14 protein-coding genes and 1 tRNA gene are annotated in these 14256 nt (G+C 53.0%); 6 read left to right on the top strand and 9 right to left on the bottom strand.

All coding sequences use genetic code 11. From position 1 onward, the window contains the following. Nucleotides 1-401: 401 nt before the first annotated feature. The 4 genes from EFA69_RS09730 to atpD all read right to left on the bottom strand — a co-directional run bounded on the left by EFA69_RS09730 (nt 402) and on the right by atpD (nt 4281). The gene (locus EFA69_RS09730; RefSeq protein WP_123132890.1) at nt 402-1529 is read right to left on the bottom strand and encodes a trans-sulfuration enzyme family protein; all 1128 of its coding nucleotides are present in this window, start codon (nt 1527-1529) and stop codon (nt 402-404) included. 85 nt (nt 1530-1614) lie between these two features. After that, the gene (locus EFA69_RS09725; protein WP_183906736.1) at nt 1615-2145 is read right to left on the bottom strand and encodes a glycosyl-4,4'-diaponeurosporenoate acyltransferase CrtO family protein; all 531 of its coding nucleotides are present in this window, start codon (nt 2143-2145) and stop codon (nt 1615-1617) included. A gap of 288 nt (nt 2146-2433) precedes the next feature. Next, nucleotides 2434-2682, bottom strand: a complete 249-nt coding sequence (gene atpC, locus EFA69_RS09720) for an ATP synthase F1 subunit epsilon (RefSeq protein ID WP_123132888.1) — start codon at nt 2680-2682, stop codon at nt 2434-2436. A 93-nt stretch (nt 2683-2775) separates the two neighbouring features. Then, complete coding sequence (gene atpD / locus EFA69_RS09715; protein ID WP_123132887.1) at nt 2776-4281, bottom strand: F0F1 ATP synthase subunit beta; 1506 nt, start codon at nt 4279-4281, stop codon at nt 2776-2778. A gap of 244 nt (nt 4282-4525) precedes the next feature. On the opposite strand from atpD, the gene EFA69_RS09710 reads away from it, so the two are divergent. Further along, complete coding sequence (locus EFA69_RS09710) at nt 4526-5164, top strand: ABC transporter ATP-binding protein (RefSeq protein WP_123132886.1); 639 nt, start codon at nt 4526-4528, stop codon at nt 5162-5164. Next, a complete protein-coding gene (locus EFA69_RS09705) occupies nt 5165-6295 on the top strand; it encodes a hypothetical protein (protein ID WP_123132885.1) in 1131 nt (376 codons plus the stop codon). It abuts the gene before it with no gap. A gap of 1 nt (nt 6296) precedes the next feature. On the opposite strand, the gene EFA69_RS09700 is transcribed toward EFA69_RS09705, so the two are convergent. Together EFA69_RS09700 and EFA69_RS09695 are read right to left on the bottom strand one after the other, a co-directional pair. Further along, complete coding sequence (locus tag EFA69_RS09700; protein ID WP_123132884.1) at nt 6297-6527, bottom strand: hypothetical protein; 231 nt, start codon at nt 6525-6527, stop codon at nt 6297-6299. A gap of 5 nt (nt 6528-6532) precedes the next feature. Next, complete coding sequence (locus tag EFA69_RS09695; protein WP_123132883.1) at nt 6533-6937, bottom strand: hypothetical protein; 405 nt, start codon at nt 6935-6937, stop codon at nt 6533-6535. A gap of 255 nt (nt 6938-7192) precedes the next feature. On the opposite strand from EFA69_RS09695, the gene purL reads away from it, so the two are divergent. From purL to EFA69_RS09675, 4 genes are all read left to right on the top strand, one after another. Next, the gene (purL, locus tag EFA69_RS09690; RefSeq protein WP_123132882.1) at nt 7193-9412 is read left to right on the top strand and encodes a phosphoribosylformylglycinamidine synthase subunit PurL; all 2220 of its coding nucleotides are present in this window, start codon (nt 7193-7195) and stop codon (nt 9410-9412) included. A 94-nt stretch (nt 9413-9506) separates the two neighbouring features. Continuing rightward, nucleotides 9507-9579: transfer RNA gene (locus EFA69_RS09685), tRNA-Gln, on the top strand. Nucleotides 9580-9984: 405 nt separating this feature from the next. Continuing rightward, nucleotides 9985-10917 (top strand): ribose-phosphate pyrophosphokinase, encoded by a 933-nt coding sequence (locus EFA69_RS09680; protein ID WP_123132881.1) that lies wholly within the window; start codon nt 9985-9987, stop codon nt 10915-10917. 238 nt (nt 10918-11155) lie between these two features. Then, nucleotides 11156-11740: a 50S ribosomal protein L25/general stress protein Ctc gene (locus EFA69_RS09675; RefSeq protein ID WP_123132880.1), complete on the top strand. Its 585-nt coding sequence runs from the start codon at nt 11156-11158 to the stop codon at nt 11738-11740. 97 nt (nt 11741-11837) lie between these two features. Here EFA69_RS09675 and EFA69_RS09670 read toward each other — a convergent pair whose 3' ends face one another. Genes EFA69_RS09670 through EFA69_RS09660 form a run of 3 tightly spaced genes read right to left on the bottom strand, consistent with a single transcriptional unit; the run spans nt 11838 to nt 14247 of the window. Beyond that, on the bottom strand, nt 11838-12974 hold the full coding sequence (locus EFA69_RS09670) for a DegT/DnrJ/EryC1/StrS family aminotransferase (RefSeq protein WP_123132879.1): 1137 nt from the start codon (nt 12972-12974) through the stop codon (nt 11838-11840). Further along, complete coding sequence (locus tag EFA69_RS09665) at nt 12971-13630, bottom strand: acetyltransferase (RefSeq protein ID WP_123132878.1); 660 nt, start codon at nt 13628-13630, stop codon at nt 12971-12973. The genes EFA69_RS09670 and EFA69_RS09665 overlap by 4 nt, the downstream gene beginning before the upstream one ends. Next, nucleotides 13627-14247, bottom strand: a complete 621-nt coding sequence (locus EFA69_RS09660; RefSeq protein WP_123132877.1) for a sugar transferase — start codon at nt 14245-14247, stop codon at nt 13627-13629. Before EFA69_RS09660 ends, EFA69_RS09665 begins: the two co-directional genes overlap by 4 nt. Nucleotides 14248-14256: the final 9 nt, after the last annotated feature.

Genomic DNA, 14256 nt, shown 5'->3' with positions numbered 1-14256 from the left:
CAAAACGTGTAAACATGCCGCAAAGGTAAGGCCTTCTGCGTTTAGAGGCTATTTTTCTGAAAACAGGCTGAAAATAGAAGAGGTTGCGTGCAGACACGTTCCTCTGCTTTGAGCCATCCGTCCGCACTTGTTCGCTCGCTTACCGCTCTAAAGCTGGCCAAACGCTGGCACGGGTTTGCAACTCGTGCCTTTCGGTGGCGGGTAGTCTCCTGACTACCCTCGCTGCGTTGCAGCGACACGGCGTATGGCGGAATCCCCAGCATTTCCGGTTCTTGGTTCACGGCGTGTCTGGAGACTCGCTTCATCCCTGGTCACGAGACGGAAGTCGCGCGCCAGCTGGGGATAAGAAAACGTATTGTTTAGCGGCTGTTTTTGAAAAAACAGCCGCTAAACAGAAAAGATTAAATCGCGGCTAGTGCCTTGTCTAAGTCCGTGATCAACTCATCGGCGTCTTCAATGCCCACCGACAGTCTGATCAGACCTACCGTGATGCCTAGCTTTTCGCGTTGCTCTGGGGTAAGCGCCCGGTGTGAGGTGCCCAAAGGGTAGGAGATAGAGGAAACCACGCCCGCCAAAGACGGCGCGAACGGCATGTGGGTTAAGCCGCGCATGAAGCGGTTCACGGTTTCCGCCTCGTCTGCCAACCTGAAAGAGAGCATTCCCCCAAACAACCCATGGCCTTGCGCGGCCGCCAGCGCGTGCTGCGGATGATCTGGTAAGCCGGGGTAGAACACTTCACTCACCTTGGGGTGCTGTTTCAGGTAGGTAGCCAACGCGAGGGCATTCTCAGAGTGCTGCTTTATGCGCAGTTTCAGGGTTTTCAAGCCTCGGGAAGCCAGCCAGCTCTCAAAAGGGCTTAAGGTGAGCCCCCAGGCCACTACAATCTGTTTGGCCCGTTGGGCATCTGCTGTGTCTTTGGCAATGACTACCCCCGCCGTGACATCACTGTGCCCAGACAGGTACTTGGTCACGCTGTGGATCACCAGATCTGCCCCCAACTGCAATGGTTTGGTAATGACCGGTGAGGCGAAGGTATTGTCTACCACCAGTTTGATGCCCTGCACCTGGCACGCCTGGGCCACTTTGGCTAAGTCCAGTACTGTCATCATGGGGTTGCTGATGGTTTCGGCCAGGATCAGTTTGGTGTTGGGCTGTACGTAGGAGCCAAGGCCATACATCTCGGCCATGGGTACGAAGGTGATTTGGATGCCCATGCGGGTGAGTTCCTGGGTCAGAAGCGCCGCCGATCCCCCGTAAATTTCCTCGGCACACAGCACATGGTCGCCGGCCTGGCAGTAGACCAGCACCGCCGTCAGAATCGCGGACATGCCTGAGGAAGTGGCCACTGCGCCGTTGCCTTTCTCCAGTTGGTTTACTTCCTGGGCTAATTCATCGGTGTTGGGGTTGCCGTTGCGGCTGTACAGATAACTCTGGCCAGGCTGCTCAAAATAGGCTTCCAGGGCGTTCAGGTCCTCAAAGGTGAAAACCGAGGTCTGGTAGATGGGCGTAACTTTAGGGGAGATAGACACGGCGTGTTGCAATTATGAATGATGAATTCAGAAGTAGGAATTAGGAATGGCAGCGGGTAAAACGGGCTAATACAGGTTTACCAAATCAAGGTAGTAAATGAAAGTCGTTACTGTGCATTCGGGCTCCCGGTTTTTCTGTAGATGCTGTCACTTGCTTGAAGTATCTGAGAAGTCTGAGGTATCTGGGGCGGTTAAAGCGTTGCAGGAACGCAGGGTACACATTGAAAAGGATATTCGTGAGCCAGAGCCACTTCGCCTCACGTACAGTTGCAACGGCCATGAGGCTGACCGTGAGCACTATCAGAAATATGAGAAGGTGGCCGGTTTCTGAGACTCTGCTGTTGTATTCAAGCGTACGAAGGGAGGCGACATTTGCTTGTATGGCATTACCCTTGCGCGTGATCTTTTCCCAGCCTGTCCAGACCAGGAGCTTCCGGTAGACGTTGATTCCTGCATATCGGTAGAGTTTCCCTTCCATCTCAAAGGGCTTGGGAAGGAAGAAGGAGGAATCCAGGTTGGGTTTTAGCTGATTGACCAGTAAAGTAAACCACGCCATTAACAGGAAATTCAAGGTCCAGGCGAACCCAAAACTGGCGTAACCGAATAATTGCGCCATTCCGTAACAGACTAAAGCAGTACTTCCGGTGATGAGGAAGGCTGTAAGCCAAATTCTTACCAGTTTCTTGTTCGGCATATATGCAAGGCGGGTTCTTTGATACAACTGGCAAACAATGTAAGCAATATACCCTAACAGTGGCAACCTGTATCTGGCAGTTTCTGAGAGTATGTTCGTCAATTTTCCGTTTCCGGCCTGTTTTTTTCAAAACAACTCTAAAACGCTCTTAAAAGCGAAAGCCCGTCTTCTTGTCAGAAGAACGGGCTTTCATTTAGAAAACAGGAATCTTTAGGCGTTCACAGACTCGGCCAGGACAATGATTTTGTTGTCCAGCACCTCAACCACACCACCATCAATCCGGAACTCAACCTGAGCGCCAGTGGCAGGGGTGATGCGAACCGGTCCGTTAGACAAGGCACTGATGAGGGCTGCGTGGTTGTTCAGCACTTCAAACCCACCGTTGATGCCCGGAAACTTCACAGAAGTCACGTCGCCTTCAAATACTCTTTTATCTGGGGTGATGATCTCTAAATACATCTCTATAAGTTCTGAGTCTTGAGTCTTGAGTTCTGAGTCAAAATCTTTGTACAGACTCAGGACTCAGAACTCAAGACTCAGAACTAATGAATATTATTTCGCTTCGGCCAGCATTTTCTGTCCTTTGGCAACGGCGTCTTCAATGGTACCTACCAAGTTGAAGGCTGCCTCTGGCAGGTTGTCATGCAGGCCGTCCATGATTTCGTTGAAGCCACGGATGGTGTCTTTGATGTCAACCAACACACCTTTCAAGCCGGTGAACTGCTCGGCTACGTGGAATGGCTGAGACAAGAAACGCTGCACACGGCGCGCGCGGTGTACCACCAATTTATCTTCTTCAGACAATTCATCCATACCCAAGATAGCGATGATGTCTTGCAGTTCTTTGTAACGCTGCAGGATCTCTTTCACGCGCTGGGCGGTGTTGTAATGCTCGTCACCTACAATGTCAGCGGTCAAGATACGGGAAGTAGAATCCAGAGGGTCTACCGCAGGGTAGATACCAAGCTCAGAGATTTTACGGGAAAGTACAGTGGTAGCATCCAAGTGAGCAAACGTAGTTGCCGGAGCCGGGTCAGTCAAGTCATCGGCAGGTACGTAAACGGCCTGTACAGAAGTGATGGAACCGCGCTTGGTAGACGTGATACGCTCTTGCATGGCACCCATCTCAGTCGCCAAGGTTGGCTGGTAACCCACCGCAGAAGGCATACGACCTAAAAGGGCCGATACCTCAGAACCTGCCTGCGTGAAACGGAAGATGTTGTCAATGAAGAAAAGGATATCACGACCAGCACCTGAACCGTCACCGTCCCGGAAAGACTCAGCAATGGTCAGACCAGAAAGGGCCACACGGGCACGGGCCCCAGGAGGCTCGTTCATCTGCCCGAATACGAAGGTGGCTTTAGACTCTTTCAACGCCTCGGCGTCTACTTTGGAAAGATCCCATCCGCCGTGCTCCATAGATTCCATGAACTCGTCACCGTATTTCACGATGCCAGACTCAATCATCTCACGCAGCAAGTCGTTTCCTTCACGGGTACGCTCACCCACGCCGGCAAACACAGAAAGACCACCGTGGCCTTTGGCGATGTTGTTGATGAGCTCCTGGATCAATACGGTTTTACCTACCCCGGCACCCCCGAACAAACCGATTTTACCACCTTTGGAGTAAGGCTCAATCAGGTCAATTACTTTGATACCGGTGTATAATACCTCAGTAGAGGTAGAAAGGTCTTCAAATTTAGGCGCATTGCGGTGAATGGGCAGGTCTACTTGGCTGGCAGGCTGCGGAATGCCGTCAATGGCATCGCCGATCACGTTGAACAGACGGCCTAACACGTTGTCGCCGGTAGGCATAGAGATAGGAGCCGCAAGGTCAGTTACTTCCATGCCGCGGGTCAAGCCCTCAGTTGCGTCCATCGCGATGGTACGCACCCGGTCTTCGCCTAAGTGCTGCTGGGTCTCCAGTACCACACGGGTACCGTTCCCCTTCACCACTACCAGGGCATCCATGATGTTGGGCAACTTAGAATTCTCACCCGAGAAGCTAACGTCCACTACCGGACCGATCACCTGGGTAATTCTGCCAATATTCGCCATTTGGTTGGTTTATAAGAATTTAGATAGATACTCACTTCTTTCAGGCTGCAAAAATAGGGCATTCTGTCTTGATTTCCATAGAAGTGGCGAAAAAGTTTTAGGCTCAAATTAGACGGAAGGCCAGATTCTGTTTTCGGCCTGTGTTTGGAAAAAGAGCCTCTAAACGGCAAATGCGTTATTTTCTGGCCGGGTAGTGCAATAATGTGGAAAGCAGTAAGTTTGGTAGGCAGACTCCCTTCTAACCATGCTCACGTTCCAAGGCTTCTCCAAATCATATGCCCAGGCTCCGGTGCTGGAAATCCCGGAACTGACGGTGCCGGCCGGTATTCACTGGATCAAAGGCCGGAACGGTTCTGGCAAGACCACGCTGTTCAAGGTGCTGGCGGGGCTGCTGCCCTATAAAGGTGACATTTTCCTAGATGGAAGGGTGGCTTTGGCACAACAGCCGGTGCTGCATCGGCAAAGTATCAGTTTCGGCGAAGCCGAGCCGTTGTACCCGGCTTTTATTACTGGGCAGGAACTGGTGAATCTGTTTGCCAAAGCCCGGCAGGCTCCTGAAGGGCAAGCCCACCATTTGGCCGAAGCCTTGGGTGCGACCGCTTTCTTACCAAAAGCCACCGGCGCGTATTCTTCCGGCATGCTCAAGAAGCTGTCTTTGGTGCTGGCGTTTTTGGGGGAGCCTTCCCTGATTCTGCTGGATGAGCCGCTCATCACGTTAGACACGGCCACGGTACAAGCCATGTATGGGTTAATACAGGAGCGTCATCGGCAGGGCACCAGTTTCCTGCTCACGTCGCACCAAGACATTGAGATGCCTGATCTGCCTTTAACCGCCACCTGGCTGGTGCAGCACCAAACCCTGTCTTTAGTAACCAGCAGATAGATGAAAGAGCTGGACGTGGTGCTGAGGCGAGTGGTGGTGCAACCGTTCTACAGCCAGAATGCCGGTTTCTTTCTGGTGTCGTTTTTCCTGATGTTTGGGGTACAGCAACCGGCTAGCTTTCTGGTAAGCCCCATGTTCCTGTCTGGGGTGGCGGCCTCACCGGTGTTCACGGGGTTGGTGCTGGGCGTGTTTTTCCTGTACTACCTCAAATGCCTGCATTTCTTGTTCAAGGTCCTGGAGTTACCCCAAAACGAATTCCTCTACCTGAGCCCGTTGCTGCCGGCAAGGCAATTGCGCCTGAGTCTGGCCAAAGCATATATGCTGGTGTTTTTCCCGGCGGTGGTCTATACTGTTTGGCTGGCAATAGTGGGCGTGGCTTCAGGCAATTCCCTGGCCCTGCTGCTGGTGCTGGGGTATCTGGTGGGGCTTTGTCTGGTCACTGTGCTCCTTGTGCAGCGAAAGCTCAGGTCTTACCGTGTGCTCCAAAGAGGAAAAATGTGGAAATGGACTCCGGCCTTGCCGTGGCCTCCCTTTCTTTGGCCGCTCCGGTATTTCCTGCACCAGGAACCAATCATGTTGCTCCTGACCAAACTACTGGCCGTGGCGGTGCTGCTGGGCTTTCTGCAACTATACCCTTACCCAGGCTACGACTTGCGGCCTACACAGGTAGGGTTCTTGATTGCCGTCTCGTTGCAGGCGATGATTGTACAGGGAATACAGAGATTTGAAGAAGTAGACCTGGGGGTGCCGCGAATGCTGCCGATGGGAATGGGCCAACGGGTTTTCCAGAAAGCGGCCCTGTTGGCGGTGTTGCTGTTGCCGGAGATGTTCTTCCTGTTCAGGTTTGCCGGGCACTGGGAAACGGTTTGGCCATTGGTGCAGCTTGCTTCGTTTGGGATTGGGTACCTCTTGTTGCTGCTGGCGCTGTTGTACAGGCCCCGTTTCACGCCGGAGGGCTATCTGCAGCAGGTTTTTTTCCTGTTCATAGGCTTGCTGCTGTTGTTTCTGCTGGCTCCGCCGCTCTGGCTGGTGGCCATTGTGTTCCTGCTGATTTCTTTTCTCCTCTACAGGCGTTGGTACTACCGCTATGAACAGGTCTTACTCCGAAAGGAAAGGGAAGAGGAGAGTTGAGTTAGGCCGCCGTTGAAGCAGAAGTCTTCACTGCTTTGTTTTCGCCCAGCAGGCGCATGACCCGGTCCCATTCAAACTCGCTGCGCAGGTGCACAAACACGTGGCTGCCGTGCCTGATCATGCGCACGTCTTCCAGCAACTGGGCCAGGCGCTCGTCTTGGGGTGGTAACGTGCAGGTGTAGATAGGCGACGCAGATTTAAGGTAGAACCAGAGAGTGGTGGCGTCTTGCATACGATTTAACCGTTTAGGGATAGCTGGAAGATTGACTTGAACCAGGCCCAGCGTAAGCCAGACATAGCGGCCAAGCCAGGTGCGAAAGCTGGTTGTAACGTGTACGTCTCCTGGGGTTGTTGAACGGCGGCAGCGGCCGGAACCCGTTGGGTAGCTTTCTTCCGCAATACTCCCCTGAACCGTAGATGCCGGTTGGTGTGCCCAATGAGGGGGAAAATGCGGCGGGCCTGTCTGAAGTCCTGGGCGTTGGTAAGCCGCAGGCAATAATAGTCACCGCAGGGAATCACCTCCAGGCTGTCTGCCAGCCAGGCCAGATACGCATCCTCAGGGTCTAGTGTAAGGGTGGAGATGGGTTGGGTGGAGTTGTAGTAAACTACCAAGGTAACGGCTTTCTTTTCTGTCTTTCCCATGGCTCAGGGGTTGTTTAGTGTATTGCTTGTGTAAGTCTACGAAGCCTGCCTGAACCAATCCAGAGCGGCCGGTAAGCTTAATCAAAACATAACCGCATGGTCATGAAGGGGTAATGCGTCGGTAACTTTTTCGTTACATTGGCGTGGTTTTCTCCTGTTTTTGGAAAAAGAGCCGCTAAACGCATAAAAAAGAGGGCGTACGCTTCTCAAAGAAATCTTTATTTTTGCCCTGTCTTACCAAACCCATTACCCGTCTTGGAAACCCAGACCCTTACTACCGTAGATACCGCCCAGAAGCTGGGCTTGTTACCAGAAGAGTTTGACCGCATTAAGGAAATCCTGGGCCGCACGCCCAACTTCACAGAGCTGAGTATCTTCTCCGTGATGTGGTCTGAACACTGCTCCTATAAAAACTCCATTGTCTGGCTCAAGACTTTGCCTAAAGATTCGCCGCGCATGCTGGCGAAGGCGGGCGAGGAGAATGCTGGTCTGGTAGACATTGGGGGAGGCTTGGCCTGCTCCTTTAAGATTGAGTCACACAACCACCCGTCGGCGTTGGAGCCGTACCAGGGTGCCGCCACCGGCGTGGGCGGGATCAACCGCGACATCTTCACCATGGGTGCACGCCCCATCGCGCAGCTGAACTCCCTGCGTTTCGGGAACCTGAACTCAGACAAAACCAAGCGACTGTTACGCGGCGTGGTGAAAGGGATTGGCGACTACGGCAATGCGTTCGGTATCCCCACCGTGGGCGGCGAGCTGTTCTTTGACGACTGCTACAACGTAAATCCATTGGTGAACGCTTTCTCTGCGGGCATTGTGGAAGTGGGCAAAACCGCCAGCGCCACCTCGCATGGTGTGGGCAACCCGGTGTTCATCATCGGCTCTGCCACCGGAAAAGACGGAATCCACGGCGCGGCCTTCGCGTCTAAAGACATCACCGAAGATTCCGTGAACGATTTGCCGTCTGTGCAGGTAGGTGACCCCTTCCAGGAGAAGCTTTTGTTAGAGGCCACGCTGGAAATTCTGGCTACCAATAAAGTGATTGGCATGCAGGACATGGGGGCGGCCGGTATCACGTGCTCTACCTCAGAGATGAGCGCCAAAGGCGAAAGCGGCATGGAAATCTGGCTGGACAAAGTACCTACCCGCCAGGCCAACATGCAGCCGTTTGAGATCCTGCTCTCAGAAAGCCAGGAGCGTATGCTGGTGGTGATGGAGAAAGGTTCTGAGGACTTCATTTACCAAATCTGCGATAAGTGGGACATGTCCTGCGCCCAGATTGGCGAAGTAACCGACACCAAGCGCCTGCGCTACTACCAGAACGGCGAATTGGTGGCCGATGTGCCTGCCGAGGACCTGGTGTTGGGTGGCGGAGCCCCCGTATACCACAGAGAATACCGGGAACCGGCTTACTACGCAGAATCCAAGAAATTCAGCATTGACTCTGTGCAGGAGCCAACCAATTATAAAGAAGTAGCCGAGTTCCTGGCCACGCACCCCAATATTGCCTCTAAGCGCTGGGTGTACAAGCAATATGACTCCATGATTGGCGCGTCTACCCTCACCACCAACCGCCCGGCAGATGCTGGTGTTGTGAAGGTGAAAGGTTCTGACAAAGCCATTGCGATCACCGTTGACTGCAACAGCCGCTACGTGAACGCCGATCCTGAGGAAGGTTGCGCCATTGCCGTGGCCGAAGCCGCCCGTAATATTGTGTGCGCCGGCGGTGAGCCCGTAGCCATCACCAACTGCCTCAACTTCGGGAATCCGTACGTGCCGGAGGTGTATTGGCAGTTTGTGGGGGCCATCAAAGGCATGAAGAAAGCCTGTGAGGCGCTGGGTACGCCGGTAACCGGCGGTAACGTGAGCTTCTACAACCAGTCATCGGACGAAGGTCCGGTGTTCCCAACGCCTACTATTGGCATGTTGGGTCTGGTAGACAACAAAGAGACCGTGATGACCCTAGCGTTCCAGAACGAAGGAGACGCTATTTATCTCTTGGGTGACCCTGAGAACGACATCGCCTCCAGCGAGTACCTGTATTCGTACCACAACGTGAAACTGTCTCCGGCGCCGGCTTTTGACATGGAGAAGGAGCTGGTGCTCCAGAAAACGGTGAAGAGCCTGATAGAGGAGAAGCTGATCCAATCGGCCCACGACTGCGCCGACGGTGGTTTGTACATCACGTTGCTGGAGTCTGCCATGCCAAATGAGCTTGGTTTCTCCGTGAGCACAGATGCAGCCTTCCGCAAAGACGCTTATTTGTTTGGCGAGAGCCAGAGCCGCGTGGTGGTGAGCGTGAGCCCAGCGCAGCAGGCGGCCTTTGAAAAACTGGTTTCCGGTAACGGCCTGACTTTCAAAAAAATTGGCGACGTAACCGCCCGTTACTGCGAGGTAGACGGTGAGAATTTCCATGCCATCCAAGTGATCAAAAACAGCTATGACACCGCGCTGGAGCGGATTATGGAATAAATTTTTTAAAAATTTTCTGCCAAGAATTTGCAGTCAATAAATTCTTGTATACCTTTGCATCATCAAACGACAACAACAGGTTGTCAACACAAACTGTCCGATGGTGTAACTGGCAACACGTCTGATTTTGGTTCAGAAGAGTCCAGGTTCGAAACCTGGTCGGACAACTTAAAAAGCCTCTCAGAATATCTGAGAGGCTTTTTTGTTTCCTCTTTTCCCAAACTTTGCCAACCTGTTGTAAAACCTGCAGCGGTATTGAACGAGGTGTTCTGTTTAGGGCCGGTTTTTGGAAAAAGAGCCCCTAAACGGGAGTCCCTTCTCAAGAATGTTTCTCTATGTAGGGTGGTGCAGAAAGGGCCGGTGAATAGATAGGTTGTGCTGGAGGAATAATAAGTAATATTCTGTCTATTAATTCGTTATGGGTGCGGCATGGCTGCTAAGTCAGAAGGCCAACTCCTCGTTATTCTGCCGGCAGAATCTTTAAAAGGTGCTATTTATTTTTTGCATACTTCGTTTGAGCCTAGCAAATTATAGAGTACTTTTGCGACTTCATTCGGCAACCTCTTCACCACATGACGCCTACAGTTAAAATTTTCTCCGGCACCAATTCCAGGTATTTCGCTGAAAAAGTAGCTGACGCTTACGGGTTACCCTTGGGTGACCTAACTGTGCAGCATTTCTCTGACGGAGAGATTTCAGTACACTTCAACGAGTCGGTTCGCGGCTGTGAAGTTTTTTTGATCCAATCCACTTTTCCGCCCGCAGACAACCTTATGGAGCTGATGCTCCTGGTAGACGCTGCCAAAAGAGCCTCGGCGCACAAAGTGATTGTAGTGATGCCTTACTACGGCTACGCCCGCCAGGACCGCAAAGACAAACCCCGGGTTTCCATTGGGGCCAAAGTAATGGCCAACGCCATCCAGTGCGTGGGCGCAGACCGCCTCATGACCTGTGACCTGCACGCCGGACAAATCCAGGGCTTCTTTGACATTCCGGTAGACCACCTGGACGGTTCGGCTATTTTTGTGCCTTACCTGCGCAGCCTGGACTTAGGACAGGATCTGATCTTCGCTTCGCCAGACGTAGGAGGGGTGGTAAGAACCAGAAGCTTTGCGAAAGTATTTGGGGTGGAAATGGTGGTGTGTGATAAGCACCGCAAGCGCGCCAATGAAATTGCCTCTATGCAGGTGATTGGGGATGTGGAAGGTATGGATGTGGTGTTGGTAGATGACTTGGTAGATACTGCCGGAACCATCACTAAAGCTGCTGAGTTGTTGAAAGACAAAGGTGCGAAGAGTGTGCGGGCTATTGCCACCCACGGGGTTTTATCTGGTCCGGCGTACGAGCGCATTGAGAATTCTGTGTTGGAAGAACTGGTGATCTCAGACACCATTCCTTTGAAGCGGGAAAGCCACAAGATCAAAGTGCTTACGTTCTCAGACCTTTTTGCCCGGGCTATCACCAACGTGGTCACCCATGATTCTATCAGCTCACTGTTTATTTAATTGCTGATTGCTGAGGAATTGGAAGTTGTTGGTGATAACCCTAACAACGGCAAGAACTCAAAATGTAGACCTGAAAGCGATTTAAAACAAGGTCAAAGCAGTAGTCCAGAATGCCCCTGTTGGTGGTATCACCAACAAGCAGAAAGGCAGATAAAAGAAATAGAGGTCATGTGTCTTGAATCTTGATACTTGTGTCTCTTGCAAGAGTTTTTTCATTTTTTATTTATAACTATTTTTTATGCAAAGCTTAGAGATTATAGGGTTTAAAAGAGCAAATCTCGGTAAATCCGAAGCTAAGGCGCTTCGTGAGGAAGCTCAAGTTCCATGTGTGTTGTACGGCGGTGCTGAGCAAGTTCACTTCTCTGCCCCAGCAATCCTGTTCCGTGACCTGGTTTACTCTCCAGATGTTTACCAAGTAGACCTGAACGTGGAGGGAACACACTACAAAGCGATCATGCAAGACCTGCAGTTCCACCCAGTAAACGAAATGTTGCTGCACGTGGACTTCCTGTTACTGCAAGACGATAAAGAAGTGAAAGTTGATGTGCCGGTACGTTTCGTGGGTACTTCTCCTGGTGTAATGGCCGGTGGTAAACTGGTGACCAAGCTGCGTAAACTGCGCGTGAGAGCACTTCCGGCTAACTTGCCAGATTCAATTGCGGTAGACATCTCTGAACTGGAGTTAGGTAAGTCTATCAAAGTGAACAGAATCACTCCTGAGAACTACACTATCCTTACCAACCCGCTTTCTCCAGTGGCTACGGTAACCATCCCAAGAGCTCTGAAGAGCGCTCAGACAGAAGAGAAAAAAGGCAAGAAATAATCCCTGCCCTTTTACACTTTACAGAAATCCTGTTCTGCTTCGGCAGGGCAGGATTTTCTGTTTTAGAGGAAGCTGGTTTTGCCCCTATTTTGGAAAATCAGGCGCTAAACGCATCTTTGATGACCTGGGCCACCCGTTCCTGGTCTCCTTGGGTGAGGCTGGAGCCCGAAGGCAGGCACAGGCCGCGGGCAAAGAGATCATCGCTTACGTGCGTGCCAAAGTAGTCATACTTCTGGTAAAGGGGCTGCCGGTGCATGGGTTGCCAGAGCGGCCGGCTCTCTATGTGCTGCGCCAGCAGTTTCAGCTTTAGCTCCTCAGGGCTAACGTTACTGCCTTTTTTGAGGGTAAAACAGCTGAGCCAGCGGTTGGCGTAGAAGCCCTGGGGTTCTGGTTGCCACTCCAGTTCCGTGATGCCTTGTAAGAGCTCCTGGTAGCGTTCAAATACCTGTCTGCGTTGCTGTACCCGTTTCTCCAGTACTTCCAGCTGCCCGCGGCCAATGCCCGCGGAGACATTGCTCAGGCGGTAGTTGTAGCCCATGGTGGTATGGTGGTAATAAGGCAAAGGATCTTTGGCCTGGGTAGCCAACCAACGCGCATGGTTCACAAGGGCAGCATCAGGGGAAACCAAAGCGCCGCCCCCCGAAGTGGTGATGATCTTGTTGCCGTTAAAGGAGAAAACACCAGCTATGCCAAAGGTGCCTAGTAACTGGCCGTGGTAAGTAGAACCCAAAGCCTCGGCGGCATCTTCAATTATGGGTATGCCATAGTGCTGCGTAATCTCCAGAATTTCCCGCATTTGGGAAGGCATGCCGTACAGGTGCACCAATACCAACGCCTTGGGTAGTTTGCCTTTCTTCTGGCGGTCTTGCAAAGCGTTCTCCAGAGCGTTGGGGCAGAGATTCCAGGTGGTGGCTTCGCTGTCCAAGAAGACCGGGGTGGCACCTACATACCGGATAGGGTTGGTGCTGGCCACAAAGGTGAACGAAGAGCAGAAAACCTCGTCTCCCGCACCAACGCCCAAAGCCAGCAGCGCCAGGTGTAACGCGGCAGTGCCAGAGGAAAGGGCGGCGGCGGCCGGTATCTTCAGGTAAAATGCCAGTTCCTGTTCAAAACTGTCTACGTTGGCACCGGCGGTGGTAATCCAGTTTTGGGCAAAAGCCTGCTGCACGTACTCTTGTTCCCGCCCGCCCATGTGCGGGGGCGAAAGGTAAATAAAGTTGGATTGTTGGCTCATGCAGTCTGTTGAATGATACGGGCCGGCACCCCTACGGCGGTGCAGTAGCTGGGCAAATCTTTGTTCACCACCGCGCCCGCGCCAATAATGGTAAAGGCGCCCACTTGCCTGTTTTGCAAAATAGTGCTGTTGGTGCCCCCGTAAACCCCCATACCCAATCTTACGTCGCCGCTCACGGCCACCTGCGGCATGAGGGAGCAGAAATCGCCTAGCACGGTGTCATGGCCTATGGTGCAGGAAAGGTTGAGCAGCACGTGCCGGCCCAGCGTGACATTGGTGGTTAAAATGCAGTTCTGGCAGATAATGGTGCCTTCGCCCAATTTTACGTCCTGCTCTGGGTACACGTGTACCGAGGGGTGCACCAGCACCGGGAAGCAGAGCTGCGGGTTCAGCAGGCGGGATGTGACATCGGTTTTGGCCTGGCAGTTACCAATCGCGATGGCTACGTACAGTTGGCTTTCTACCTCGTTCAGCTGCTCCACGGTGCCCAAATAGGGGTACCCGCAGATTTGCGCTTGGGCGGGTGGGGCATCGTCATAGAACCCTACCATGTCCCACTGGGGCGTTACGTGGTTGATCTGGTGCAGGAGCATGAGCACTTCGCGGCCCAAGCCACCGGCACCAACAATGGCAATTCTTTTTCTTTCTGAGTTCATGGGGAGGTGGGATGAGAGGAACCGGTAAAGCGCTCCATGGTTGCCGAGCCCGGCGCCGAAATCCCGCTGGGTTTTAAGACGTGCCGGAGCGTGCGCCAAAGAATGAGAAGATCTACCCGCAGAGACACATGCTCTACGTACCAGAGGTCAAACAGGAATTTTTGTTCCCAGGAAATAGCGTTTCGGCCGTTGATCTGGGCCCAGCCCGTGATGCCGGGCTTCACGTGGTGGCGGCGCGCCTGCTCTGAAGTGTACAGTGGCAGGTAGTCCATGAGCAGCGGGCGCGGACCCACTATGCTCATTTCGCCGCGCAGCACGTTCAGGAGCTGCGGCAGCTCGTCCAGCGAGGTCTTCCGGATAAACTTCCCCAGCGGGGTGAGCCGTTGGGCATCTGGCAGCAGCTGGCCGTGGAGGTCATGGGCCTGGGTCATGGTCACGAACTTGTAGAACAGAAACGGTTTCCCGTGCAGACCCGGGCGCGGTTGGGTAAACAACACCTTGCCGTCAAACCCCACCCAGAGCACCAACGCCACCAGCACCATCACCGGCCACAGGAGTAGCAGCGCTCCCCCGGCCAGCAGTAGGTCCAGCAAACGTTTCCCGAAGGCGAGGTACATGGTGGTCTG

The sequence above is a fragment of the Rufibacter immobilis genome, assembly GCF_003721565.1.
Lineage (GTDB): Bacteria > Bacteroidota > Bacteroidia > Cytophagales > Hymenobacteraceae > Nibribacter > Nibribacter immobilis.
Note: the sequence above shows the minus strand (reverse complement) of the source record. Positions and strands in the feature narration are given on the sequence as shown.

What these genes read in the sequence shown, in the direction of transcription:
- EFA69_RS09725 (WP_183906736.1), bottom strand. Translation starts at nt 2,145, where the DNA reads ATGGCGCAATTATTCGGTTACGCCAGTTTTGGGTTCGCCTGGACCTTG.
- atpD (WP_123132887.1), bottom strand. Translation starts at nt 4,281, where the DNA reads ATGGCGAATATTGGCAGAATTACCCAGGTGATCGGTCCGGTAGTGGAC.
- EFA69_RS09695 (WP_123132883.1), bottom strand. Translation starts at nt 6,937, where the DNA reads ATGGGAAAGACAGAAAAGAAAGCCGTTACCTTGGTAGTTTACTACAAC.
- EFA69_RS09675 (WP_123132880.1), top strand. Translation starts at nt 11,156, where the DNA reads ATGCAAAGCTTAGAGATTATAGGGTTTAAAAGAGCAAATCTCGGTAAA.
- EFA69_RS09710 (WP_123132886.1), top strand. Translation starts at nt 4,526, where the DNA reads ATGCTCACGTTCCAAGGCTTCTCCAAATCATATGCCCAGGCTCCGGTG.
- EFA69_RS09660 (WP_123132877.1), bottom strand. Translation starts at nt 14,247, where the DNA reads ATGTACCTCGCCTTCGGGAAACGTTTGCTGGACCTACTGCTGGCCGGG.
- EFA69_RS09705 (WP_123132885.1), top strand. Translation starts at nt 5,165, where the DNA reads ATGAAAGAGCTGGACGTGGTGCTGAGGCGAGTGGTGGTGCAACCGTTC.
- EFA69_RS09665 (WP_123132878.1), bottom strand. Translation starts at nt 13,630, where the DNA reads ATGAACTCAGAAAGAAAAAGAATTGCCATTGTTGGTGCCGGTGGCTTG.
- EFA69_RS09680 (WP_123132881.1), top strand. Translation starts at nt 9,985, where the DNA reads ATGACGCCTACAGTTAAAATTTTCTCCGGCACCAATTCCAGGTATTTC.
- atpC (WP_123132888.1), bottom strand. Translation starts at nt 2,682, where the DNA reads ATGTATTTAGAGATCATCACCCCAGATAAAAGAGTATTTGAAGGCGAC.
- EFA69_RS09670 (WP_123132879.1), bottom strand. Translation starts at nt 12,974, where the DNA reads ATGAGCCAACAATCCAACTTTATTTACCTTTCGCCCCCGCACATGGGC.
- EFA69_RS09700 (WP_123132884.1), bottom strand. Translation starts at nt 6,527, where the DNA reads ATGCAAGACGCCACCACTCTCTGGTTCTACCTTAAATCTGCGTCGCCT.